The organism is Pseudomonas sp. CBC3 (assembly GCF_037967085.1).
Lineage (GTDB): Bacteria > Pseudomonadota > Gammaproteobacteria > Pseudomonadales > Pseudomonadaceae > Stutzerimonas.
In genome coordinates, this window is the sequence record NZ_JBANEO010000002.1 from 276,117 (window position 1) to 299,995 (window position 23,879).

At 62.5% G+C, this 23,879-nt stretch carries 21 protein-coding genes; 16 read left to right on the forward strand and 5 right to left on the reverse strand.

What is annotated here, in order from left to right; all coding sequences use genetic code 11:
• Nucleotides 1-71 precede the first annotated feature (71 nt).
• A complete protein-coding gene (locus V6943_RS08405; RefSeq protein WP_340553196.1) occupies nucleotides 72-464 on the forward strand; it encodes a DUF2946 domain-containing protein in 393 nt (130 codons plus the stop codon).
• A 53-nt stretch (nucleotides 465-517) separates the two neighbouring features.
• Nucleotides 518-2,620 carry a TonB-dependent copper receptor gene (locus V6943_RS08410; protein WP_340553197.1) on the forward strand — a complete coding sequence of 701 codons (2,103 nt, stop codon included), beginning with the start codon at nucleotides 518-520 and terminating at the stop codon, nucleotides 2,618-2,620.
• Between the two features lie 123 nt (nucleotides 2,621-2,743).
• Here V6943_RS08410 and V6943_RS08415 read toward each other — a convergent pair whose 3' ends face one another.
• The 3 genes from V6943_RS08415 to V6943_RS08425 all read right to left on the reverse strand — a co-directional run bounded on the left by V6943_RS08415 (nucleotide 2,744) and on the right by V6943_RS08425 (nucleotide 5,532).
• On the reverse strand, nucleotides 2,744-4,033 hold the full coding sequence (locus V6943_RS08415; protein ID WP_340553198.1) for a mechanosensitive ion channel family protein: 1,290 nt from the start codon (nucleotides 4,031-4,033) through the stop codon (nucleotides 2,744-2,746).
• Nucleotides 4,034-4,143: 110 nt separating this feature from the next.
• Nucleotides 4,144-4,686: a hydrolase gene (locus V6943_RS08420; protein ID WP_340553199.1), complete on the reverse strand. Its 543-nt coding sequence runs from the start codon at nucleotides 4,684-4,686 to the stop codon at nucleotides 4,144-4,146.
• Nucleotides 4,687-4,707: 21 nt separating this feature from the next.
• Complete coding sequence (locus tag V6943_RS08425; protein WP_340553200.1) at nucleotides 4,708-5,532, reverse strand: peptidoglycan DD-metalloendopeptidase family protein; 825 nt, start codon at nucleotides 5,530-5,532, stop codon at nucleotides 4,708-4,710.
• A gap of 333 nt (nucleotides 5,533-5,865) precedes the next feature.
• Here V6943_RS08425 and V6943_RS08430 point away from each other — a divergent pair, with 333 nt between their 5' ends.
• On the forward strand, nucleotides 5,866-7,440 hold the full coding sequence (locus V6943_RS08430; RefSeq protein ID WP_340553201.1) for a TerC family protein: 1,575 nt from the start codon (nucleotides 5,866-5,868) through the stop codon (nucleotides 7,438-7,440).
• Nucleotides 7,441-7,482: 42 nt separating this feature from the next.
• On the opposite strand, the gene xseA is transcribed toward V6943_RS08430, so the two are convergent.
• Nucleotides 7,483-8,859: an exodeoxyribonuclease VII large subunit gene (xseA, locus tag V6943_RS08435; RefSeq protein WP_340553202.1), complete on the reverse strand. Its 1,377-nt coding sequence runs from the start codon at nucleotides 8,857-8,859 to the stop codon at nucleotides 7,483-7,485.
• A gap of 146 nt (nucleotides 8,860-9,005) precedes the next feature.
• On the opposite strand from xseA, the gene V6943_RS08440 reads away from it, so the two are divergent.
• The 8 genes from V6943_RS08440 to V6943_RS08470 all read left to right on the forward strand — a co-directional run bounded on the left by V6943_RS08440 (nucleotide 9,006) and on the right by V6943_RS08470 (nucleotide 16,977).
• Nucleotides 9,006-9,557, forward strand: coding sequence for a sugar ABC transporter ATPase (locus tag V6943_RS08440; protein WP_340553203.1), 552 nt, complete (start codon nucleotides 9,006-9,008; stop codon nucleotides 9,555-9,557).
• A gap of 126 nt (nucleotides 9,558-9,683) precedes the next feature.
• On the forward strand, nucleotides 9,684-11,153 hold the full coding sequence (gene guaB / locus V6943_RS08445) for an IMP dehydrogenase (RefSeq protein WP_131651222.1): 1,470 nt from the start codon (nucleotides 9,684-9,686) through the stop codon (nucleotides 11,151-11,153).
• A 117-nt stretch (nucleotides 11,154-11,270) separates the two neighbouring features.
• Nucleotides 11,271-12,851 carry a glutamine-hydrolyzing GMP synthase gene (gene guaA / locus V6943_RS08450; protein WP_131651223.1) on the forward strand — a complete coding sequence of 527 codons (1,581 nt, stop codon included), beginning with the start codon at nucleotides 11,271-11,273 and terminating at the stop codon, nucleotides 12,849-12,851.
• 312 nt (nucleotides 12,852-13,163) lie between these two features.
• Complete coding sequence (locus V6943_RS20390; RefSeq protein ID WP_371924036.1) at nucleotides 13,164-13,430, forward strand: SDR family oxidoreductase; 267 nt, start codon at nucleotides 13,164-13,166, stop codon at nucleotides 13,428-13,430.
• A 230-nt stretch (nucleotides 13,431-13,660) separates the two neighbouring features.
• Entirely contained in the window at nucleotides 13,661-14,089 is a 429-nt protein-coding gene (locus V6943_RS08455; protein ID WP_131648045.1) for an organic hydroperoxide resistance protein, read from the forward strand.
• 47 nt (nucleotides 14,090-14,136) lie between these two features.
• Entirely contained in the window at nucleotides 14,137-15,090 is a 954-nt protein-coding gene (locus V6943_RS08460; RefSeq protein WP_131648046.1) for an alpha/beta fold hydrolase, read from the forward strand.
• A gap of 34 nt (nucleotides 15,091-15,124) precedes the next feature.
• Nucleotides 15,125-15,949, forward strand: a complete 825-nt coding sequence (locus tag V6943_RS08465; protein WP_340553204.1) for an AraC family transcriptional regulator — start codon at nucleotides 15,125-15,127, stop codon at nucleotides 15,947-15,949.
• Between the two features lie 92 nt (nucleotides 15,950-16,041).
• Nucleotides 16,042-16,977 carry a pyridoxal-phosphate dependent enzyme gene (locus V6943_RS08470; protein WP_340553205.1) on the forward strand — a complete coding sequence of 312 codons (936 nt, stop codon included), beginning with the start codon at nucleotides 16,042-16,044 and terminating at the stop codon, nucleotides 16,975-16,977.
• Nucleotides 16,978-17,101: 124 nt separating this feature from the next.
• On the opposite strand, the gene V6943_RS08475 is transcribed toward V6943_RS08470, so the two are convergent.
• The gene (locus V6943_RS08475) at nucleotides 17,102-18,016 is read right to left on the reverse strand and encodes a LysR family transcriptional regulator (protein WP_340553206.1); all 915 of its coding nucleotides are present in this window, start codon (nucleotides 18,014-18,016) and stop codon (nucleotides 17,102-17,104) included.
• Between the two features lie 257 nt (nucleotides 18,017-18,273).
• On the opposite strand from V6943_RS08475, the gene V6943_RS08480 reads away from it, so the two are divergent.
• From V6943_RS08480 to V6943_RS08500, 5 genes are all read left to right on the forward strand, one after another.
• Nucleotides 18,274-19,395 (forward strand): MFS transporter, encoded by a 1,122-nt coding sequence (locus V6943_RS08480; RefSeq protein ID WP_340553685.1) that lies wholly within the window; start codon nucleotides 18,274-18,276, stop codon nucleotides 19,393-19,395.
• Nucleotides 19,396-19,544: 149 nt separating this feature from the next.
• A complete protein-coding gene (locus V6943_RS08485) occupies nucleotides 19,545-20,114 on the forward strand; it encodes a nucleotidyltransferase family protein (RefSeq protein ID WP_340553207.1) in 570 nt (189 codons plus the stop codon).
• Between the two features lie 12 nt (nucleotides 20,115-20,126).
• Nucleotides 20,127-21,146 carry an XdhC family protein gene (locus tag V6943_RS08490; RefSeq protein WP_340553208.1) on the forward strand — a complete coding sequence of 340 codons (1,020 nt, stop codon included), beginning with the start codon at nucleotides 20,127-20,129 and terminating at the stop codon, nucleotides 21,144-21,146.
• A gap of 54 nt (nucleotides 21,147-21,200) precedes the next feature.
• Nucleotides 21,201-21,680, forward strand: a complete 480-nt coding sequence (locus tag V6943_RS08495) for a (2Fe-2S)-binding protein (RefSeq protein ID WP_340553209.1) — start codon at nucleotides 21,201-21,203, stop codon at nucleotides 21,678-21,680.
• Nucleotide 21,681: 1 nt separating this feature from the next.
• A complete protein-coding gene (locus V6943_RS08500) occupies nucleotides 21,682-23,868 on the forward strand; it encodes a xanthine dehydrogenase family protein molybdopterin-binding subunit (protein ID WP_340553210.1) in 2,187 nt (728 codons plus the stop codon).
• Nucleotides 23,869-23,879 lie beyond the last annotated feature (11 nt).

Here is a 23,879-nt window from a genome sequence, read left to right on the forward strand (position 1 = left end):
CGGCAAACCGAGCGTGCGATCATCAGGTACCGGTTCAGCAGAGCCAGGCACTGTTAACCAAGGATTTTCCGGTGACACGCAAACGGCTTTCGACATCAAGTATCTGGCTTGGCCTGTTCGCCATGCTCATGATTCATGTCGGCCCGTTGTACTCGGCGATACAGACGGCGCAAACCGCCGCTGCGCCGATGGGCGAGCACCATCAGCATGCCGGCCATGAGTCCTCGCCGGCACACGGTCATCACCGGCAGGCATCGGGCACTGAACCCGCCTGGTTGGCGGCGCTGGAGCTCTGCGGTTATTGCGAACTGCTGACGCTCAACCCGCCGCTGACGCTTGCCCTCGATCTGGCCTTGCCTCGGCATGAGCCCGAGCATTTTCTCTCCCTGCCCGACGCGCCGCTGATCCCGGCGCTGCGTCGCAGCAGCGGCTACGCACGCGCTCCCCCGTTTTTCCACAGCTGATGCCTGGAGCCGTGTCGCCACGGCTATACCCAAACATTGAAGTGGGAATTCACATGACCCGTAATACTCGTGGCCGTCAGGCCCGTGCTTGCCTGTCCTATAGCTTTTCGATCAGATCATCCCGCCTGCGTTGGCAGACCGCCCATGCCGCTCTGCTGGGAGTGCTGGCCAGTGGTGCGCTGGCGGCCGAGCAGGGCGATCACGCTCATCATCATAACTCCGTCGAACTCACGCCGATGGTCATCACAGGCGTCGCCCAGCAGTCGCCGCTGACGGTGGTTACCGATCCGAAGATTCCGCGCCAGCCGGTGCCGGCCAGCGACGCGGGGGATTACCTGCAGACCATCCCCGGCTTCTCCGCCGTGCGTGGCGGCGGCTCCAACAGCGATCCGGTGTTTCGCGGCATGTTCGGCTCGCGCCTGAAGCTGCTGGCCAATGGCGCCGAGATGCTCGGTGCCTGTCCGAGCCGGATGGACTCGCCCAGCTCCTACATAACGCCGGAGAACTACGATTCGCTGACTGTCATCAAGGGGCCGCAGACCGTGCTCTGGGGCGCTGGCAACTCGGCGGCGACGATTCTCTTCGAGCGCGAACCTGAAAGCTTCAGCGAGCTGGGCGGGCGCATCGATGCCAGCTTTCTAGTGGGCTCCGATGGTCGTTTCGATCGCACTATCGATGCCGCCACGGGCAGCGAGCGGGGCTATATCCGCCTACTGGCCAATCGTTCGGATTCGGACGATTACCAGGACGGTAATGGCGACCGGGTTCATTCGCGCTGGGACAAGTGGAGTACCGACCTGGTGCTTGGCTGGACGCCGGACGAAGACACGTTGCTGGAGCTGACGGTCGGTCGCGGCGACGGCGAAGCTCGCTACGCGGGGCGCGGTATGGATGGCAGCCAGTTCGAGCGCGAGAGCATCGCCCTGCGTTTCGAGCGGGACAACATCGGCGAGGTGCTGCAGAAGATCGAGGCACGGGTCTACTACAACTACGCCGATCACGTGATGGACAACTACAGCCTGCGCACGCCTTCAGGCATGGGCATGATGGCCAATCCCATGGCCAGCAACGTCGACCGCCGTACCCTGGGCGGGCGGCTCGCCGCGACCTGGCAGTGGAGCGACTTCGAGCTGGTGGCGGGTGTGGATGCCCAGCGCAACGAGCACCGCAAGCGCAACTCCAGCTACGACATGATGACCGGCACGCTCACCGAGCATGACCGCTTCGCCTGGGACAAGGATGCCGATTTCCACAACTACGGCTTGTTCGGCGAACTCACCCGTGAGCTGGGTGACGACCGCCGGGTGATCGGCGGCGCACGCCTGGATCATGCCGCCGCCAGGGATTACCGCAGCACAGGCCCGTCGGCAGGCGACAGCCGTAGCGACAACCTGCCGAGCGGCTTCCTGCGCTACGAGCATGATCTGCAATCGCTTCCCGCAACGGCCTATATTGGCCTTGGTCATACCCAGCGCTTCCCTGATTACTGGGAACTGTTCTCGGGCGGTGCCGATGCCTTCGCCAATGTGCAGCCCGAAAAGACCACCCAGCTGGACTTTGGTCTGCAGTACAGCCAGGGCCCGCTCGATGCTTGGGCGTCGGCCTATGTCGGCCAGGTTCGCGACTACATCCTGTTCAGCTACCAGACCAACATGATGGGCATGTCCACATCGAGCGCCGACAACATCGACGCGCGCATCATGGGCGGCGAACTGGGCGCCAGCTATCGCCTGAATTCCAATTGGAAAACCGATGCCAGCCTGGCCTACGCCTGGGGCAAGAACAGCTCCGATGGCGAGGCGTTACCACAGATGCCGCCACTGGAAGGGCGGCTGGGCCTGACCTACGAGCAGGGCGACTGGAGCGCTGCCGGTCTCTGGCGTGTGGTGGCGGCGCAGAATCGCGTAGCCGAGAACAAGGGTAACGTGACCAGCAAGGACTTCGACGAAAGCTCGGGCTTCGGCGTGTTCTCGCTCAACGGCGCCTATCGCCTGAACCAGAACTTCAAGCTCAGCACCGGTATCGACAACCTGTTCGACAAGGCCTACAGCGAGCACCTCAACCAGGCTGGCAATGCCGGTATCGGCCTGTCGGCGGATGAGCGCATCAACGAGCCGGGCCGCACCTGGTGGGCGCGGGTCGATATGAGCTTCTGATTGGTCGCTTGGAGGAGGGCGGAGCTTTTCCGCCTTGGACGTAGGCTGGGGTTGTGAAGCGGATTGTTGCCCATGTATCAGGGATGATGCATGGGCAGCGCCTGAGTCTTCGCGACGCTACAGCTAGCCGGCCGCTTCAGCCGGATGCCTTTCTGGCTGCGGCAGCGCCGGTGCGCCACCCTGCGTCAGCGACTCGCTCCAACCCCTCATGTCCGCCCCGCTCGGGTGCTGGAACACCCGCAGGCCGAACTCCGGCAGGATCGATAGCAGATGATCGAAAATATCCGACTGAATCGCCTCGTAAGGCACCCAGCTCACGGTGTTGGTGAAGCAGTAGATCTCCAACGGTAGCCCATCGGCCGTGGGTGCCATCTGACGCACGATGAATGTCATGTTCTGATGAATGCCCGGGTGGCTGCGTACATAACGTTCGACGTAGGCGCGGAATGTGCCGATATTGGTGATGCGCCGGGTATTCACCGGCTCCTGCCCACGCTCGGCCAGTCTGGCGTTCCAGGCGTCGATATCGCGCTGCTTCTCGCCCAGATAGTCTTCGAGCAAGCTGAAACGATGCAGGTGTTTGCATTCCTCCTCACTGAGAAAATGCACGCTTTGCTGGTCAAGAAAAAGGCTGCGCTTGATCCGGCGGCCACCACTCTCCTGCATGCCTCGCCAGTTCTTGAACGAATCGGAAATGAAGCGCTTGGTCGGAATGCTGGTGATGGTCTTGTCCCAGTTCTGCACCTTGACCGTGTGCAGCGCAATGTCGATCACGTCGCCATCGGCATTGAGTTGTGGCATTTCGATCCAGTCGCCGACGCGGATCAGGTCGTTGGAGCTGATCTGCACGCTGGCCACCAGCGACAGCAAGGTGTCCTGGAAGATCAACATGAGCACCGCAGCCATGGCACCGAGACCGGAAAGCAGGATCAGCGGCGAGCGGTCGATCAGGGTGGCGATGATCAGGATGGTGGCGATGGCGTAGAGCACGATCTTGACGACCTGCAGGTAGCCCTTGATCGGGTGCAGATGGGCGTCGGAGCGGCGCTGGTAGAGCAGGTTGATGATGTCCATCACCGCGCCCAGGGCGAGGGCGATGGTCAGCACGATAAAGCCGCCACAGACGTTGCGCACCACGGTCACTGCCGCTTCCGGAAGCCCCGGCACGGCATTGATACCGACCGATAGCACCAGTGCCGGGACGATATTGGACAGCCGTTTGATGATGCCAAAATCCTGCAATTCGGCATCGCGCGCATGGCGCAGCAGGCCATAGAGCCCGCGTACCAGGATCCGCTTGACGATCCAGTTGGACAGCCAGGCGGCAAAGATCAGTGCGGCACAGGCGACCAGCGTTTGCAGTTCGGGGTGGGCTCTGAGCCAGTCCAGCCAGCCGGCAAACTCGTCAGTCATTCAATACTCCATCGGTACTTGATACAGCGGGACGTGCTGTAAGGAGGCGGACCTTATCAAAATCCGCCAGTGCAGTCCCTGCAGTGGACGGGTACTGGCTGCCGTTCGGCTCAGCGAATGAATTCACGGCTGATGGACTTGAACAGGTCGGTGCCGGCGCGCTCCATCCATTCGAAGGCAACCATTTCGCGCGAGACAATCTGTGCGCCGGCCTGACGCATGCGCTGCAACGCCAGCTCCTTGTCGGAGGCGCGGCGGGAGCTGACCGCTTCCTCGACCACGAATACCTGGGAGCCGTGTTCCAGCAGGTCGAGCACGGTCTGCATGACGCAGACATGGGTTTCGCAGCCGCAGATCACGAACTGCTTGCGATCCCCGCCGGGAAGCTTGAACAGTTCGCCGTCGGCAGCCGAGGAGAATTCCATCTTTTCCAGGATGGACTCGGCCTCCACGCCTTCGCGAAGTACGGCTGCGGTCGGCCCCAACCCCTTGCTGTACTGCTCGGTGATCAGCACCGGCACGCCGACATGCCGCGCGATCTGCTGCAGCCAGGCGGTGTGTTCGATCATGCTGGCGCCGTCGAGAATAGCCGGCAGCAGGCGCTCCTGAATGTCGACAATCAGCAGGGTGGATTGCGGGGCTCTGATACGCATGGTTGTTTTCCTTATTGTTGGTCAGGGTTTGAATGCACCGATGAAAATGGCCGGGTCGACACGTGCGTCGTTGAGGCTGACGTTCCAGTGCAGGTGCGGCCCGGTTGCACGACCGGTCGCGCCAACTTTTCCGAGTACTTCGCCCCGCGCGAGCTGATTGCCTACTTTCACGTCGATCTCGGACAGGTGGCAGAACATGCTGATCAGCCCTTGGCCGTGGTCGATGAACACCGTCTTGCCGTTAAAGAAGTAATTGCCGATGAGAATCACCCTACCGGCAGCCGGTGCCTTGATAGGGGTGCCGGTTTTGGCAGCGAAATCCAGTCCCGAATGCGGGTTGCGTTCCTCGCCGTTGAAGAAGCGGCGCAGGCCGAACGGCGAAGACAGCGGGCCGTCGACGGGCTTGTCGAACAATAGGTTGCTGGGCTGGTTGGGGCTGAACTGGCGATAGGCTTCGGTCTGCTCGGCCAGTTCCTGCTGGATGCGCTTGAGGTCGTCGGGGTTCGGGTTGACCTGGCGCTTGTTCTTCAGGGTGATGTGTTGGGCGCGGTATTCGCGTTGCTCGATCTTAAAACTGCGTTGGTTGCCATCGATCTCAACCTGCTGTACGCCGGGCGCGGCTGTGAGTGGGATGCCGAGGATGGCGATCCAGTGCTGGCCGTCTTCCCGGATCACCAGCGCGGGTTTGTCCTGATAGCGCACCTGTGGCGCGGTGGCGCCGTCGCCTAGGTCAACCACCGCCACACCGCCCGGCACGGGCTTGTTCAACAGGCGGGTGATGAAGCCCTCGGCGTGGGCGGGATGAGTGAGCACGAGCGTAAGCAGGAAAACGATGACGCGTGGCATGGGCGGATCCGCTGGGAGAAATGGCCATCCTCGCGTAAACGCCTGGCGGGGGGAAGGGTATACGGCGTAGGGCTCTACGGCGCGGTCGTCTGAAAACACTCGTAACCAATCGGTCGTGACGCGCTCCTCGCTGCTGACTATTCTCTCGGTCCCGTATCTACCCCAAGGGCTCCATGAACATTCCCTGTACCCAGCCGCGATCGTCGGCCATGACGATCGCGGCGCTCTCCAGCTGCTATTTTTCGATCATTCCAACCTCCGATGTCGCGTTATCCCACGCGTGCACCGCTTGCGCCGTAGTGCGCCACCTGTCCACCACAGGAGACCGCAAACATGGAATGGATCGCTGATCCTACGGCCTGGCTGGGCCTTCTCACGCTTATCGTCCTGGAAATCGTCCTGGGCATCGACAACCTGGTCTTCATCGCCATCCTCGCGGACAAGTTGCCGCCCGAGCAGCGCGACCGTGCGCGCGTCATCGGCTTGAGCCTGGCGCTGGTGATGCGCCTGGGCCTGCTGGCAAGCATCGCCTGGCTGGTGACGCTCACCGAGCCGTTGGTCGAACTCTTCGGCAAAAGTTTCTCCGGGCGCGACCTGATCATGCTCGGCGGTGGCCTGTTCCTGTTGTTCAAGGCGACTATGGAACTGCACGAGCGGCTGGAAGGCCGTATGCACCAGCACACTGGCAGCAAGGCCTACGCCCGCTTCTGGCCGGTGGTAGCGCAGATCATCGTGCTCGACGCGGTGTTCTCCCTCGATGCGGTGATCACCGCTGTGGGCATGGTCGAGCATCTGCAGGTGATGATGATCGCCGTGGTCATCTCCATGACGCTGATGCTGCTGGCGAGCAAGCCGCTGACCGCCTTCGTCAATGCGCGGCCGACGGTGATCATGCTCTGCTTGGGCTTTTTGATGATGATCGGCTTCAGCCTCACTGCCGAAGGCCTGGGCTATCACATTCCGAAGGGCTACCTGTACGCGGCCATCGGCTTCTCCATCGCCATCGAGTTCTTCAACCAGCTGGCCCGTTCGCGTCGCAAGCGCAGCCTGCAGGGCGCCCGCCCGCTACGCGAACGCACCGCCCACGCCGTGCTGCGTATGCTCGGCGGCAAACTGGAAGCCGACGAAGTGGATGACGAGATCGCCGACATGGTGGATCGGAGCGGTCAGACGGAGCCGGGTTCGCTGTTCAACCGCCGCGAGCGGGTGATGATCAGCAGCGTGCTCAATCTTGCCGAGCAGTCCATCCGCACAGTGATGACCGATCGCATGGAAGTGGACCGCATCAACCTCGACGGCGAGCCCGCGACTATCCAGACGGCGCTGCTCAACTCGCCGCACTCGCGTCTTGTGGTGGCCCGTGGCGATTCGCCGGACGAGCCGCTGGGCTATGTGCACAAGAAGGAGCTGCTCAAGACGCTGCTCAATGGCGAGGCGCCAGAGATCGAGCCGCTGGTGCGTGCGCCCATCAACCTGCCCGACAGCTGTACGGTGCTTAGCGCCCTGGAACAGATGCGCCATGCCTCGACCCACATTGCCTTCGTGGTCAACGAATTCGGTGGCTTCGAAGGCCTGCTGACCTTGACCGATATTCTCGAAGCGATCGCCGGCGAGCTGCCGGATGCCAGCGAGGTGGAGGGACCGGATATCGAGCCGGTGGAGGGTGGCTACCGCATCAACGGCGCGGTCAATCTCGCCGTGCTGCGCGAGCGCCTCGGTTTTCGCGCGGTGGCGACCGACGACTACCAGACCCTGTCCGGGCTGGTGATGAGCCTGCTCGATCGCCTACCGGTGATCGGCGACCAGGTGGAGCACGCCGACTGGCGATTGCACGTCACCGAGGTCAAGGACCGGCGCGTCACGGGGCTATTGCTCAAGCGGATCGAGGAGCAAGGCGCGGCGAGGTAAGGGACTAAAGCCCGGCAGGTATTTCCCCCCGGGCTTGCTCGTTCAAAGCAGCGGCAGTGTCACCGGCTCGAGGTGGTTATCTTCCACTCGCACATCCAGCTCACCCTCACCGAGACGGGCCTTGAGGCGCTGGCCGGGCTGCGTCTGGCTGGCGCGGCGGACGGCATGGCCGTGCTCGTCCAGCAGAATGCTGTAACCGCGTGACAGGGTTGCTAGCGGGCTGACGATATTGAGCGTCTGCGCCAGGCTCTGCAGCTGGCGGCGGCGGGTCTTCAACCTTTCCTGCATGGCACGCGGCATGCGCTCGGACAGATGCTCAAGACGCTGGCGCAGCAGCTTCAGGGTGCGCCCCGGATGCTGTGCGCCCAGGCGGGTATCAAGGCGGGCAAAGCGCTCCTGGCCCGCACAGAGGCGACGGTCGATACCGCGCAGCAGGCGTTGTTCGAGGTCGTCGATGCGCTGGGCTTGCTGTTGCAGTCGCTCGCCGGGATGGCGCAGACGCTTGGTCAGGTTCTCGAGCCGTGAGCTGTCGCGATGAAGCCGGTCCTGCATGCGCAGCAACAGACGCTGGCGCAGGCTTGCCAGGCGCTGGGAAATATCTGTGCTGCTGGGTGCCAGCAATTCGGCCGCGGCAGAAGGCGTTGGTGCACGCACATCGGCGACGAAGTCGGCGATGGACACGTCGGTTTCGTGGCCCACGGCGCTGACGATCGGCGTCTGGCAGGCGGCTACGGCGCGGGCGATGATCTCTTCGTTGAAGCACCAGAGATCTTCCAGCGAGCCGCCACCGCGGGCCAGGATCAGCGCATCGAAACCGCCGCGATCGGCCAGCTCGATGGCGCGGACGATCTGTGTAGTCGCTTCGCGGCCCTGGACCGGCGTCGGCACCAGCGTCAGTGCCACATGGGGCGCGCGGCGGCGAAACACCGAAATGATGTCGCGGATCACCGCGCCGGTCGGCGAGCTGACGATGCCGATCCGCTGTGGGTGTGCGGGCAGGGCGCGCTTGCTGTCGGCATCGAACAGGCCCTCGGCACCGAGCTTTTCCTTCAGCGCTTCGAAGGCCAGCCGCAGCGCGCCGTCGCCCGCCGGCTCGACATTGTCGAGGATCAACTGATAGTCACCACGACCCTCGAACAGCGACACCCGTCCGCGCACCTTCACGGCCAAGCCGTCGCGCAACGCTTGGCGCACTCGTAAGGCGTTCTGCCGGAACAGCGCGCAACGCACTTGGGCGTTTTTGTCCTTCAGCGTGAAATAGATGTGGCCGGAAGCCGGCTTGGCAAGGTTGGATATCTCGCCTTCGACCCAGACTTGGGCGAACACGTCCTCCAGCAGCAGCCGCGCGCGGCCGTTGAGCTGGCTGACGGTGAGGACCTCGCGGTCGAGATTCAAGCGTTGAAAGGGATCTTTGAGCATGGCGGCGATGATACGGGAAATGACCCCGAAGAGCGCTGGAGGCTGAAGGTGGACGGCGCGCGCTCGACTCCGACCGGGCGCGATTGACCTGAGCGGGCAGCGTATTAAGCTGCGCGGCTTTCCTCCACCTTCGACCCAAGCCCATCATGAGCCACAGCCAAGCGATCATCGTGCCGCGTATTTCCACCTTTCCTGGCCATGAAGCCAGCGCTCGAAAGGTCCTTCGCTGGCTCGTCGAGCGGCGCATCGTCGAGGCGCTGCCGACCACCTGTGGTCGCGGTGCCAGCGGCATGGCCTATGCGATCGCGCCGGGCGCGCGCGCCGTGGTCCTGCATCCGGAACGGCTGCCGTTCGACCAGCCGATCAATGGTTTGAAGGTTGTGACCAAGCGCTGCATCTATACGCCGACTCACGATTTTGCCGAGGAGGCGGGTTGCCCTGAATGTCGCCGCGAGATCGGTGAGGCGTTGTTCGAGAGTCTCGACGAGTGGATGCCCGCGCAGACCGACACCTTTACCTGCCCGGAATGCGGTTATGAAGACGACATCAACGGCTTTCTTTTCATTCCGGCCTGCGGTTTCTCCAATCTCGGGTTCATCTTCAATGGTTGGGGTGAGGCCGGCTTCAGCCAGTCCTTCCTTGACGAGTTCGCCGCACGCCTTGGTTTTGGAGTGGCGCTAGTGGTCGAGCAGTTGTGACCGATCGGTCATTTTGCCAATGCAGCGAAGCGGAGTGCGCGCGGCGGACCTCACAACCGCATTGAGCGTGATGGTGTGGGTGGGTATAATGCCGCGCTTCCTTTTTCCCGCCTGGGAGCCCCCGCCATGCTGCGTATCAGCCAAGAAGCTCTGACGTTCGATGATGTTCTCCTAATCCCGGGATATTCCGAGGTTCTGCCGAAGGATGTCAGCCTCAAGACTCGCCTGACCCGCGAGATCGAGCTGAACATTCCCCTGGTTTCCGCAGCCATGGATACCGTCACCGAAGCCCGCCTGGCCATCGCCATGGCGCAGGAAGGCGGCATCGGCATCATCCACAAGAACATGAGCATCGAGCAGCAGGCTGCCGAAGTGCGCAAGGTCAAGCGTCACGAGACGGCCATCGTCCATGATCCGGCCACCGTCACGCCCGAGACCAAGATCAGCGAGCTGCTGCGCAAGGCGCGCGAGCTGGGCTTCTCCGGTTTTCCGGTGGTCTCCGGCAAGGAGCTGGTCGGCATCGTGACCGGCCGCGACCTGCGCTTCACGCCCAATACCGGCGACACCGTGGCGGCGATCATGACGCCCAAGGCGGACCTGATCACCGTCGAAGAAGGCACACCGCTGGAAGAAATCAAGGTCAAGCTCTACGAGCACCGCATCGAGAAGATGCTGGTGGTCGATGGCAACTTCCATCTGCGCGGCCTGGTGACCTTCCGCGATATCGAGAAGGCCAAGAGCTACCCGCTGGCCTCCAAGGACGAGCAGGGCCGCCTGCGTGTCGGCGCTGCCGTGGGGACTGGTGCGGATACTGCTGATCGTGTCGAGGCGCTGGCGGCTGCTGGCGTCGACGTGGTGGTGGTGGACACCGCCCACGGCCACTCCAAGGGCGTGATCGATCGCGTGCGGTGGGTGAAGCAGAACTTCCCACAGGTGCAGGTGATCGGCGGCAATATCGCCACTGCCGAAGCCGCGCTGGACCTGGTCAAGGCCGGTGCCGATGCGGTCAAGGTCGGCATTGGCCCGGGCTCGATCTGCACCACGCGCATCGTCGCCGGTGTCGGCGTGCCGCAGATTTCCGCCATCGCCAACGTTTCCGCCGCGCTGGAAGGCACCGGTGTGCCGATGATCGCCGACGGCGGCATCCGCTTTTCCGGTGACCTGTCCAAGGCTATCGTTGCTGGCGCCAACGCGGTGATGATGGGCTCGATGTTCGCCGGCACCGAAGAGGCTCCGGGCGAGATCGAACTGTTCCAGGGCCGTTCCTACAAGGCCTATCGCGGTATGGGCTCGCTGGGCGCCATGTCCCAGGCTCAGGGCTCTTCGGACCGCTACTTCCAGGACTCTTCCGCCGGTGCCGAGAAACTGGTACCCGAAGGCATCGAAGGCCGCGTGCCTTACAAAGGCTCACTGTCGGCGATCATCCATCAACTGATGGGCGGCCTGCGCGCCTCCATGGGCTATACCGGCAGCGCCACCGTCGACGAGATGCGTTCGCGGCCGCAGTTCGTGCGTATCACCGGTGCCGGTATGGCCGAGTCCCATGTGCATGACGTGCAGATCACGAAAGAGGCGCCCAACTACCGGGTCGGTTGATCCAGCCTCGATTAATAGGCGCTGGGAGCTGGAAGCTGGAAGCTTGAAGTCGCGACTTCGGGCCTCTGCTTCCAGCTTCTGGCTTTCAGCTTCAAGCTTTTTCCGAAGGAAAGCCCCATGTCTCATCCCGACATTCACGCCCACCGCATCCTGATCCTCGACTTCGGTTCCCAGTACACCCAACTGATCGCCCGCCGCGTGCGCGAGCTCGGGGTCTATTGCGAGCTGCATCCCTGGGACATGAGCGACGAGGACATCCGTGCCTTCGCCCCGCGCGGCATTATCCTCGCCGGCGGCCCCGAGTCGGTGCACGAGGAGGGCAGCCCACGCGCGCGGCAGGCGGTGTTCGATCTGGGCGTGCCGCTGTTCGGCATCTGCTATGGCATGCAGACCATGTCCGAGCAGTTGGGCGGCAAGGTGCAGGGTTCGGATGTGCGTGAATTCGGCTATGCGCGGGTCGACCTGGTCGGCAAGTCGAAGCTGTTCGACGGCATCGAGGACCACATGGACGACGACGGCGTGTTCGGCCTCGACGTCTGGATGAGCCACGGCGACAAGGTCACCGATATCCCGGAAGGCTTCCATATCATCGCTAGCACGCCGAGCTGCCCGATCGCCGCGATCGGTGACGAGGCCCGCCGCTACTACGGCGTGCAGTTCCACCCGGAAGTGACCCATACCAAGCAGGGCGGCCGCATCCTGTCGCGCTTCCTGCTGGAAATTTGCGGTTGCGAGGCGCTGTGGACGCCGTCGAACATCGTCGAAGACCTGGTCGAGCAGGTCCGCGCCCAGGTAGGCAGCGCCAACGTATTGCTGGGCCTGTCTGGCGGCGTCGATTCCTCGGTGGTCGCCGCACTGCTGCACAAGGCCATCGGCGACCAGCTGACCTGCGTCTTCGTCGACAACGGCCTGCTGCGCCTGCACGAAGGCGACCAGGTGATGGCCATGTTCGCCCAGAACATGGGCGTCAAGGTGATCCGCGCCGATGCCGAAGCGCAGTTCCTGGAGAACCTCGCTGGCGAAGCCGACCCGGAGAAGAAGCGCAAGATCATCGGTCGCACCTTCATCGACGTCTTCGATGCCCAGGCCAGCAAGCTCGACAACATCCAGTTCCTCGCTCAGGGCACGATCTACCCGGACGTGATCGAGTCGGCTGGCGCCAAGAGCGGCAAGGCCCACGTGATCAAATCGCACCACAACGTCGGCGGCCTGCCCGAGGAAATGAACCTCAAGCTGGTCGAGCCGCTGCGTGAACTGTTCAAGGATGAGGTGCGCAAGATCGGCCTCGAGCTCGGCCTGCCTTACGACATGGTCTACCGCCATCCCTTCCCGGGCCCGGGCCTGGGCGTGCGGATTCTCGGCGAGGTGAAGAAGGAATACGCCGACCTGCTGCGCCGCGCCGACCATATCTTTATCGAAGAGCTGCGCAACTTCGACTGGTACCACAAGACCAGCCAGGCCTTCGTGGTGTTCCAGCCGGTGAAATCGGTCGGTGTAGTCGGTGACGGCCGCCGCTACGCCTGGGTCGTCGCGCTGCGCGCGGTGGAAACCATCGATTTCATGACCGCCCGCTGGGCACACCTGCCCTACGAGCTGCTGGAGAAGGTCTCCAACCGCATCATCAACGAAATCGAAGGCATCTCCCGCGTAACCTACGACGTATCGAGCAAGCCGCCGGCGACGATTGAGTGGGAATGATCGGCACTTGGCAAATACTAGCTGCCTAGTAGCGTGAAATAACACTAAGCCCGCGTAAGCGGGCTTTTTTATGCTTGGGCTCGGTGCTGATCGCTCTGTGAGCGTTATCCGGACTTGCCAGCGGCTACCCGGGAATGTGGAGTCGCGCGCCGGCCACGTGGAGAACGCTTGCTTGGCAACTGCCTCCAACGTCGCGGCTGAACCCAGCCTTTGATGTTGAAAACTACAACCGGCAATGGCAGGTCAATGTCATGAGGGCCGGTCGCCATCTCCCGTGCGGCGGCGCCCGAACTGACTGATGGTGGTCGAATCATCTTATCTTCATCGGCTCTCGGCTCGGGACCAATGTGGCCTTTTCGGGGGACCGCCGACTATGCCGGGACCAAGGCAGCGCTCGTTGGATACGCAAACGGGGCTGCACGGGATTTCGATCCTCGCAATATCTCGGTGAACGTCGTTCAGCCGAGCATCATGCCCACGGATATGGCTGCGCAAGTCGTCGGTGCCCCGACAATCCGGGACGCCATCCTGGACATGCACCCGATCCGGCGCATTGCCACGCTGGAAGAGGTCGCCTAGACCGTCTGCTTCCTCGCCGGCCCATCTGGGGGCTACATCACCGGTGAGACGATCAATGTCCCCGGTGGTGTGGCGATCTGAACAGCGGAATAAAACGAAAAGCCAATCGGGTAAAAATACTCCTGATCAAGTTTTATGGATTTTTCATCATCAATAGTTTCTGGTGGCGTGCAGAATACATCTCACCGGACAACACCAGCCGGCCACCCAACTGAACAGGAACTACCACCATGGCCATCGATAAAATCCTCTACACCGCCACTGCTACTGCCACAGGTGGCCGCGAAGGCCGCGCCACTTCCTCCGACAGCGTGCTCGACGTGCAACTGTCTACGCCGCGCGAGCTGGGCGGCGCAGGCGGCGCCGGAACCAACCCCGAGCAACTGTTCGCCGCCGGGTATTCGGCCTGCTTCCTCGGCGCGCTCAAGTTCGTCGCCGGCAAGCAGAAAGTCGCACTGCCCGCGAGCACCAACGTTACCGGCAAAGTCGGCATCGGCCAGATCCCCACTGGTTTCGGCATCGAAGCCGAACTGACCATCTCCGCACCCGGCATCGACCGCGAGGTGCTGCAAGCGCTAGTCGACCAGGCCCACATCGTCTGCCCGTACTCCAACGCGACGCGCGGAAACATCGACGTGACGCTGCTCATCGCCGACTGATTACACAACCACTTCCATCCTTTCGATCGAACACTGGAGATATCGTCATGAACACCACCACCCGCACCTTTGCTGCCAGCATGCTCGCAATCACCTTGCAGGCCGGTGTCACCGCCAATGCCGCGCAGCCAGAAACACCGGCGCAGATCGCCGCCAGCGCCACCGTGGACGGCAACTACATCGTCACCGCCGACGGCGTGCGCCTGTACTACAAGGACTGGGGCCCGAAAGACGGCCCGGTCGTCACCTTCAGCCACGGCTGGCCGCTGAGCTCGGACAGCTGGGAATCGCAGATGATCTTCCTCGCCGACCAGGGCTACCGAGTGGTTGCTCACGACCGCCGCGGTCATGGCCGCTCCAGTCAGCCCTGGGACGGCAATGACATGGATCACTACGCCGACGACCTGGCGGCTGTGATCAACGCCCTCGACCTCAACGACATCACCGCAGTCGGCTTTTCCACGGGCGGCGGCGAAGTGGCGCGCTACATCGGCCGCCACGGTACCGGCAAGATCAAGAAGGCCGCGCTGATCAGTGCCGTACCGCCGCTGATGCTGCAAACTGCCGACAACCCGGGTGGCCTGCCGCTGGAAGTCTTCGACGGCATCCGCAAGGGCTCGCTGGAAAACCGCTCGCAGCTCTACCTCGACATCGCATCCGGCCCGTTCTACGGCTTCAATCGACCGGACGCCAAGGTTTCGCAAGGGCTGATCGACAGCTGGTGGGCACAGGGCATGCAGGCTGGCCACAAGAATACCTACGACTCCATCGCCGCGTTCTCGGCCACGGACTTCCGCGAGGATCTGAAGAAATTCGACGTACCGACGTTGGTGATCCATGGTGACGACGACCAGATCGTGCCGCTCGATATCTCCGGAAAGGCGTCCGCCGCGCAGATCGAAGGAGCGAAGCTGATCGTCTATCCTGGCGCTCCCCATGGTCTGACCGATACCCACAAGGATCGCTTCAACCAGGATCTGCTGAACTTTCTCAAAGATTGAATGAACGGCCTTACTGCGCCGACGGTGGATGAATATGGTTGATCGACTTGCAGCACTGATGACGCATTTTCCGGTGAGCGCGCAGGTGTTCAATGCGGGTGCACTGTGCGGCATCAACACGCTGCAAAGCGATGGCGTACATGGACAGTTGCACCTGGTGCGCAGCGGTGCGGTGGAAGTGTGGTACGGCAGGGAACAGCTGCAGGTCGAACGACCGAGCCTGTTGCTGTTCCCGCGGCCGCTGACGCATCGCTTCGTCACCGACCCCGAGCGCGGTGCGGACATGGTTTGCGCCAACCTGTCATTCGATGGCGGCGCAGGCAATCCCATCGCATCAGCACTGCCGGATGTCGTCTGCCTGCCGCTGGCAGCCATTGACGGCGCCGAACCGGTGCTGGGGTTGCTGTTCGAAGAGGCCTTCGAGCAGCGCTGCGGGCGCGTCGCGTTGATCGAGCGTCTGTTCGAGGTGGTGATGATTCAGGTGTTGCGCCAGCTGATGGAAAGCGGCGAAGTGCACGGAGGGCTGCTGTCCGGATTGTCGCATCCGCGCTTGCGCAACGCGCTGGTGGCGATGCACGAAGCGCCGGCGCAGGAGTGGACGCTGGACGAGCTGGCGAACGTCGCCGGCATGTCGCGCAGCGTGTTCGCCACGGCGTTCCGCGAGACGGTCGGCACTACGCCTGGGCAGTATCTGCAAGGTTGGCGCGTGCGACTGGCCCAGAAGGCCTTGCGGCGCGGACGTTCCTTGAAGGTGATCGCGATCGAAGTTGGCTATGGCAGCGAAGCCGCGCTCTCCCGCGCGTTCAAGGCGCAATCGGGGCAATCACCCCGGCAGTGGAAAGCTAGTCATCCGCAGTGACCAAGGCCTGGAGGTACCAGCATCGGACGTGCCTCGCGTGCCTTTATCTGGCCTGCTCCGTCAGCGGGCCGTAATAACAAAGGAAGACTTCAATGCCAATGCATGTAGTGACGCCAACCATCTACTCAACCGCGCTCTCCCGAATGGCAGGGCTGGAGGTAATGCTCAAGATTGAAAGTGTGCAGCCAAGTGGCTCCTTCAAACTACGGGGTGTCGGGCACGCCTGCGCAACCTTGCTGCGCAGCGGCGCTACGCACTTTATTTCCTCTTCCGGCGGTAATGCAGGTTACGCAGTCGCCTATGCGGGGCGACAGCTGGGGGTAGGGGTCACGGTGGTGGTCCCCGAAACCACCACGCTGAAAGCCAAGGAGCTGATCCAAAGCGAGGACGCCAGGGTTATCGTTCACGGCAGCTCCTGGCAGGAGGCAAACGCCCATGCCCAGTTACTCCTTGGTACGGGCGCGGTGTTCATCCATCCGTTCGATCATCCACTTTTGTGGGAAGGGCATGCCTCGATGATCGATGAGCTCACGAAGCAGTGCGCCAAACCCGACGTGATCATTTGCTCTGTCGGGGGCGGCGGACTGCTGGCTGGAGTGGGCGAAGGGTCGCTACGAGCGGGCTGGGATGACGTCGGCATCCTGGCAGTCGAGACCGAGGGTGCAGCCTCGTATGCGGCTGCGCTGAAGCATGGCTACCCGATTGAGATTCCGGCCATTCACAGTCGTGTAACTTCCCTGGGCGCGAGAATGGTGTGTAAGCGCTCCGTTGAGCTGGCCAGTGAACTATCCATCAAAAGCCTGGTTTTATCGGATAGCGAAGCGTTTCAAGGCAGCGCAGACCTGCTGGCCGCACATCGCCTGCTGACGGAGCCCGCCTGTGGCGTGTCGATCGCCAGCTTGTCCAGAGTGAAGGACTGCTTTCCGCAGGCGCGCCGCGTCGTGGTGATTGTGTGTGGAGGTATCGGTACAAGCGCAGAGCAGTTGCGTGATGAGTTGCAGGGAAATCGCGAGGCCAGTGCTGGCTGAGCCCACCCCAGGCCGGAGTTCTTCGTTTTGTAGCTGGCCCATTCACGGGTTGAGTGAGTGTCTGCTCGCGCTGCGCTGCGCGAAGTGAGCTTCGGGTACGCGGCCTATCGCCTGCCAGCGAACCTCAGCGGCGCTTCGATTCCGCAGCTCTGGTGATGCGCAACGCATCGACAACCAGGGAAAAAGCCGGCGATGGTTGCCTACGGCTTGGGTAGTAGAGGTAGTAGCCGTCGAACGGTTCGCACCAGTCTTCCAATACCCGTATGAGCCGGCCCTCTTCGAGGTGTGGGATGAACTCCTCCTCGGGCAGAAAGGCAATGCCCAGCCCCGCCAAGGCGGCATCCACCATAATGGGTGAAGTGTTGAAAACCAGTTGGCCGTCCACGCGTACATTCAGTTGTTGGCCGCGCCGCTCGAATTCCCAAACATACAGGCCGCCCGAAGACTGCCTTCGCATATTGATGCAATTGTGATTCATCAGGTCGCGTGGGTTCTCGGGCTTGGGATGACTGGCAAGATAAGCCGGTGAAGCCACGGCAGCCATGCGCAGCTTGGGTCCGATGGGGACGGCAATCATGTCCTTGTCGATGGCCTCACCCAGGCGCACGCCGGCATCGAAACGATCCGCCGCGATGTCACGGAAGCCATAGCTCACATCGAACTCCACCTTGATATCCGGATAGTCGAGCAGCAGGGGCGTGAGCTTGGGTAGCAGCGTGGTGCGCAGGACGTGATCGCCACAGGTGATGCGCACCGTGCCGGCGGGCTTGTCGCGCAGTTCCGTCAGGTCATCCAATTCCGCCTCGATCTCATCGAAACGATGTCCGATGGCCTGCAGCAGGCGCTCGCCCGCCACCGTCGGTGAGACGCTGCGTGTAGTGCGGGTGAGCAGCCGTATCTCCAGTCGGGTTTCAAGACCGCTGATGGCCTGGCTCAGCGCTGACTGGGTGACGCCGAGCACCGCGGCGGCACGGGTGAAACTGCCTTCACGGGCCACGGTCACGAATGACAGCAGATCATTGAGGTTTCGTTTCATCATGGCGGCAGTACTCGCGGGGCATTGATTAGTGGCGCTTATATGCTCATTAAGCATCCATTAGATAGTAAGGGGGACTCATTTAGGTAAGAATTTGACACCTGAACCCCTCCAAACCTTCTGCACCTGACGCGTTCCCATACGCAGCAGGACAGCAAGAGAACTTCATGCCTTCCAATACATCCGACGCTCCTGCTGGCAACACACAGCATCAGGGCGACTCAGAAAACCATCCGGCTTCTTGGGGTGGCGTATTCGCCATGACCTTGTGCGTGTTCGCGCTGATCGCCTCGGAGTTCATGCCCGTCAGCCTGCTGACACCCATCGCCAGCGAGCTACGTATCACCGAGGGTATGGCCGGGCAGGGCATCGCGATTTCCGGTGCCTTCGCCGTGGTGACCAGCCTGTTCATTTCCGTGCTGGCCGGCAGCATGAACCGCAAGGCGTTGCTGCTGGTGCTGACTGGGGTGATGGGGCTATCCGGTGCGATCATCGGGCTGGCACCGAACTATTTCACCTATATGGTGGGCCGTGCGTTGATCGGCATCGTCGTCGGCGGGTTCTGGTCGATGTCGGCAGCCACCGCCATGCGGTTGGTGCCAGCCAGTGAGGTACCTCGTGCACTGGCTATATTCAACAGCGGTAACGCGCTGGCGATGGTCCTAGCCGCGCCGCTGGGTGCCTACCTGGGGTCGATCATCGGCTGGCGTGGCGCTTTTTTCTGCCTGGTGCCGGTGGCGCTGATTGCCCTGGTCTGGCAATGGTTCAGCCTGCCCTCCATGTCGGTCGAGGCGCGCCCAGCCGGTTCGACCCATGCTTTCAGCGCGCTTGCTCTGCTGCGCAGGCGGGTCGTGGTCATCGGCATGTTAGCGGTCGGCTGCTTCTTTATGGGGCAGTTCACCCTGTTCACCTATGTGAGACCGTTTCTGGAAACAGTGACGCAAGTGGACGTGGGTACGCTGTCGTTGATTCTGCTGGTGATGGGCATCGCGGGCTTTATCGGTACCACTCTCATCAGCGCGGTACTCAGGCGCGGTTTTTACCCGACGTTAATCGGCATACCGCTGTTGATGGCCGCCATTGCTATAGCCTTGGTCGTCTTTGGCAACTGGACAGCTGCCGCCGTGGCGCTGCTGGGGTTCTGGGGGCTGATCGCCACGGCAGCGCCGGTGGGTTGGTGGGCCTGGGTCCCCATGAGCTTTCCCAAGGACGCCGAAGCCGGCGGTGGCCTGATGGTTGCGGTGATTCAACTGTCCATCGCGCTGGGTTCGACCGTGGGCGGCCTGCTGTTCGACATGAGCGGCTACCAGAGTACCTTCGTGGCGAGCGCCGTGCTGCTGTTGATCGCAGCGTTCCTGACGTTGCTGATTTCGCGTTCGTGAGCGGTGAGTAGGATGCGGCGATCACTCATAAACAAAGATGCAGGCCTGGGTTCAGTTTTGCACGTGAGGCTTGGCCATGAGAGTGCGTCAGCTGGGAGCATTGCGTGCATAACGATGAGTCTGCGTTCGGCGGAGTAGGGAATGTGCTTATGCAACAGCTACCCACCGTGATCGTATTGGCCGCCGGGCGAGGCGAGCGTTTTGTGCAATCCGGCGGGACGACGCACAAGCTCGATGCGCCGCTGGGGGGCGTGCCGGTGTTGCAGCGGGTGCTGCGTACCGTTGCGTTGTCGGGTCTGCCCTGGCATCTGGTGCGACCTGAAGAGGGCGAAGCCTCAGAGGTTGCGGGGATGGGCGACTCCATCGCGCGCGGGGTTCGGGCGACAGCCGATGCCGCTGGCTGGCTTATCCTGCCTGGCGACCTGCCGTTGCTTGATGTGAACAGCCTGCTGCAGGTGGCTCGGGAACTGGCGACGCATGCTGTGGTATTGCCGCTGTATCAGCAACAACAGGGGCATCCGGTCGGGTTCGGCCAAGAATGCTTTGCTGCGTTGAGCACGCTCTGTGGCGATAGGGGCGCCGCTGCCGTGGTACGTGCGCATCGGCAGGCCGGAACGGCGCAGATACTGCACCTGGATGATCCGGGCATCGTCACCGATATCGACACACTGGACGATCTGGCGTGGGCCGAGAAACTGATCGCCACGGGCAATCATTGATGGGAAATCTGTATGGAAAGTGTTGATGTCCAGGTGCTGCGCACCGCGCGCGACTGGTGCGCCGCCGGGCAGCGGCTGATGCTTGTGACGGTGGTCCGAACCTGGGGTTCGTCGCCGCGCCCGGTGGGCTCGATGATGGCGATGCGAGAGGATGGTCGCTGCGTAGGCTCGGTTTCCGGCGGCTGTATCGAGGACGATCTGATTCACCGCTATACCCGCGCTTTCGGTGAGGGTGAAATTCCACGGAGCACACCCAGGCTGGAGCGCTACGGCGTCACGGCGGACGAGGCGCATCGCTTCGGATTGCCCTGTGGCGGTACGCTGGAATTGTTGCTGGAAAGTGATCCCGATCTGGCCAGGCTCGATGCGCTGGTACGGCAGCTGGAGGCTGGAACCCTCGTCCAACGCAAGGTCGATTGTGCGACCGGCGCGGTGACGTTGACACCGGTGACGGCGCCCGAGGCGCTGCATTTCGATGGCACTAGCCTGATCTGCACTCTGGGGCCGCAATACCGCATGCTGCTGATCGGTGCCGGCGCGCTGGCCGAATACCTGGCCACGATGGCGTTGTTCAATGATTTCGCGGTGACGGTTTGCGATCCGCGTGAGGAATACCTGGGCAGTTGGTCCGTGCCAGGAGTACAGCTCGACAGGCAAATGCCCGACGATGCGGTGCGGGCGCTGCAGCCGGATACGCGTACCTGCATCGTGGCACTGAGTCACGACCCCAAACTCGACGACCTGGCCCTGCTGGCGGCGCTGCACAGCCCGGCCTTCTATGTCGGGGCCATTGGCTCGCGGCGCAATACCGACAGCCGCAGGCAGCGCTTCATCGAGCACTTCGGCGAGACCGAGCAATCCCTGGCGCATCTGCATGCACCCGTCGGCATCTACATCGGCAGCAAGACGCCCGCCGAGATCGCGGTGAGCGTGATGGCCGAGGTACTGGCGGTCAAGAATGGCGTCGAGCTGCCTCGGACCCTCTCCGTGGCCAATGCAAAATTGCGGATTGATGCCCAGTTAGAGACATAAAGGTGCATGGCGGCAGCCGGCCTTGATTCGACTTTCATTTTGTAGGGACAAACCATGAGCTTCACTCTCACCATCAACGGAAAGCAGCATAGTGCCGACGTCGACAGCGATACGCCCTTGTTGTGGGTGCTGCGTGACGTGCTGGGCCTGACAGGGACCAAATATGGCTGCGGCGCGGCGCTGTGCGGGGCTTGCACCGTGCATGTGGACGGCGCGGCCATTCGCTCCTGCGTCACGCCGGTCGAAGACGCTGTTGGCAAAACCATCACGACGATCGAGGGCGTGACCGCATCGCAGGAGGGACAAGCGCTCCAGCAAGCCTGGCTGGACGTGGACGTGGTGCAGTGTGGCTATTGCCAGCCTGGGCAGATCATGTCGGCAGCGGCGTTACTGGCGCAGACCCCTTCGCCAACTGATGAGCAGATTCGCAACGGCATGGCCGGCAATATCTGTCGCTGTGGAACCTACGAGCGGATCCATACGGCGGTCAAGCAGGCGTCACGCCTCGTTCAAGTCAATGCAAAGGAGGCGTGAGATGCGCAAGGACAATTCTCTTCCCGGTCCGGCGGGCCTGTCGCGGCGTACTTTTCTCAAGGCGGCGGGCGTGGGCGGCGCGTTGCTGCTGAGCGTCGAAGTGCCGTTGGCGATTGCTAAGGCTCTGGAGACAACCAGCCCGGCCAACACCACCTTCAACGCCTTTGTGCGCATCGACACCGATAACACCGTGACCTTGGTGATGCCCCGTGTCGAGATGGGCCAGGGCACCTACACATCACTGTCCATGCTGATTGCCGAAGAACTGGAAGTCGACCCAGCCAATGTGCACCTGGAGCATGCGGCGGCTGACGATCTGCTCTACGCCCCCGCTCCAGGCGGGCAGCAGATCACCGGCGGCTCCGATTCGGTGCGCACGGCCTGGTTGCCGATGCGTGAGGCCGGCGCCGCCGCCCGCATGATGCTGGTGGCCGCTGCGGCAAACGCCTGGGGCGTGCCGGTGGAGGCCTGCATTGCCCGAGACGGCAGCGTCGTGCATGAACTCACCGGCAGGCAATTGCGTTACGGCGCGCTGGCCGCAGAAGCAGCCAAGTTGCCCGTGCCTGAGCATATAGCGCTTAAAGACCCAAAGCAGTTCCGCCTGATTGGCAGCGACCTGAAGCGGTTGGACGGCCCGGCAAAGGTCGATGGCAGTGCGCAATTTGGGATAGACGTCAAACTGCCGGGCCTGCGCGTGGTCGCGGTGGCTGCCAGCCCATTCTTCGGCGGGCGGGTGAAAAGTCTGGAACAGGACAGGGCGCTGGCCGTGCGCGGCGTGCGCCAAGTAGTACAGCTCGATGATGTGGTGGCCGTCGTGGCCGATCACATGGGTGCTGCCCAAAAAGGCCTGGCTGCGGCCCAGGTGCAGTGGGAAGAGGGGCCAGCCGGTGGTTATTCGACCCAGACCATGCTGGACGAGCTGGCGGCTGCATCGCGGCAGGAAGGGGTGACGGCTCGTCAGGAGGGCGATGTGGCGCAGGTACGTGCTGCCGCCGAGGCCAAGGGGCACCGCTCCTTCGAGGCGGTCTACCAGCAGCCATTGCTGGCTCATGCCACGATGGAGCCGATGAACTGCACCGTGCGTTTAGGCCCTCAAAGTTGTGAAATCTGGCTGGGCACCCAGGTGCCGACGCGCGCGCAGGCGGCGGCTGCGCAAGTGGCGGGCCTGCCCGTGGAGAAGGTGCAAGTACATAACCAGTATCTGGGTGGTGGTTTCGGGCGGCGGCTTGAGGTCGACTATGTGATCCAGGCGGTGCGTATCGCCCGTGAAGTCGACGGCCCGATCAAAGTTATCTGGAGCCGCGAGGAAGATATGCAGCACAGCGCCTATAGGCCCTACCACTACAACCGTCTGAGCGCCACGCTCGACGAGCAGGGACGTCCACTGGCCTGGCATCACCGCGTTACCGGCTCATCGATCATGGCCCGCTTCGCGCCTCAAGCCTTTACCGATGGCATTGATGTCGACGCCATCCGTGATGCGGCAGGCCCTTATGAATTTCCCAACATGCTGGTTCAGTTCGTACGCCAAGAGCCACCCGAGGGGCTGCTGACCAGTTGGTGGCGCGGCGTGGGGCATATGCAGAACGCCATTCCGGTGGAGTGCTTTATCGACGAGCTGGCGCACGCGGCGGGTGAGGATGCGATTGCCTACCGCAAGCCGTTGCTCCAGGCCCATCCCCGTGCGTTGCGGGTGCTGGAGGCGGTGGCTGAAAAGGCCGGCTGGGACAGCCCTCTGCCGGATGGGCGTGGACGCGGCATAGCGCTGACCTTCGCGTTCCAGACTTATGCCGCGCAGGTCGTGGAAGTCAGTCTCGATTCCGAAGGCAAGGTGCGCACCGAGCGCGTGGTCACAGTAGTCGATTGCGGTCGAGTGGTATCGCCAGCGACCGTGGAAGCACAGGTGCAGGGTGGAACCCTGTTCGGCCTGTCTGCAGCGCTGTTCGGTAATATCACGATCAAGGGCGGGCGCATTGAGCAATCCAACTTCCATGATTACCGCGTGCTGCGCATGAACGAAACGCCGGTGATGGAGACGCATATCCTGCCCAGTACCGAAGCGCCTACCGGTATCGGCGAGATTTCCACGGTGCTCATCACCCCGGCGTTGCTCAATGCCGTTCACGACGCTACAGGCCAGCGCATCCGCGAGCTGCCACTCTCCTCAAGCAGTATCGGATTGGCATAAAGGCTGTTTCG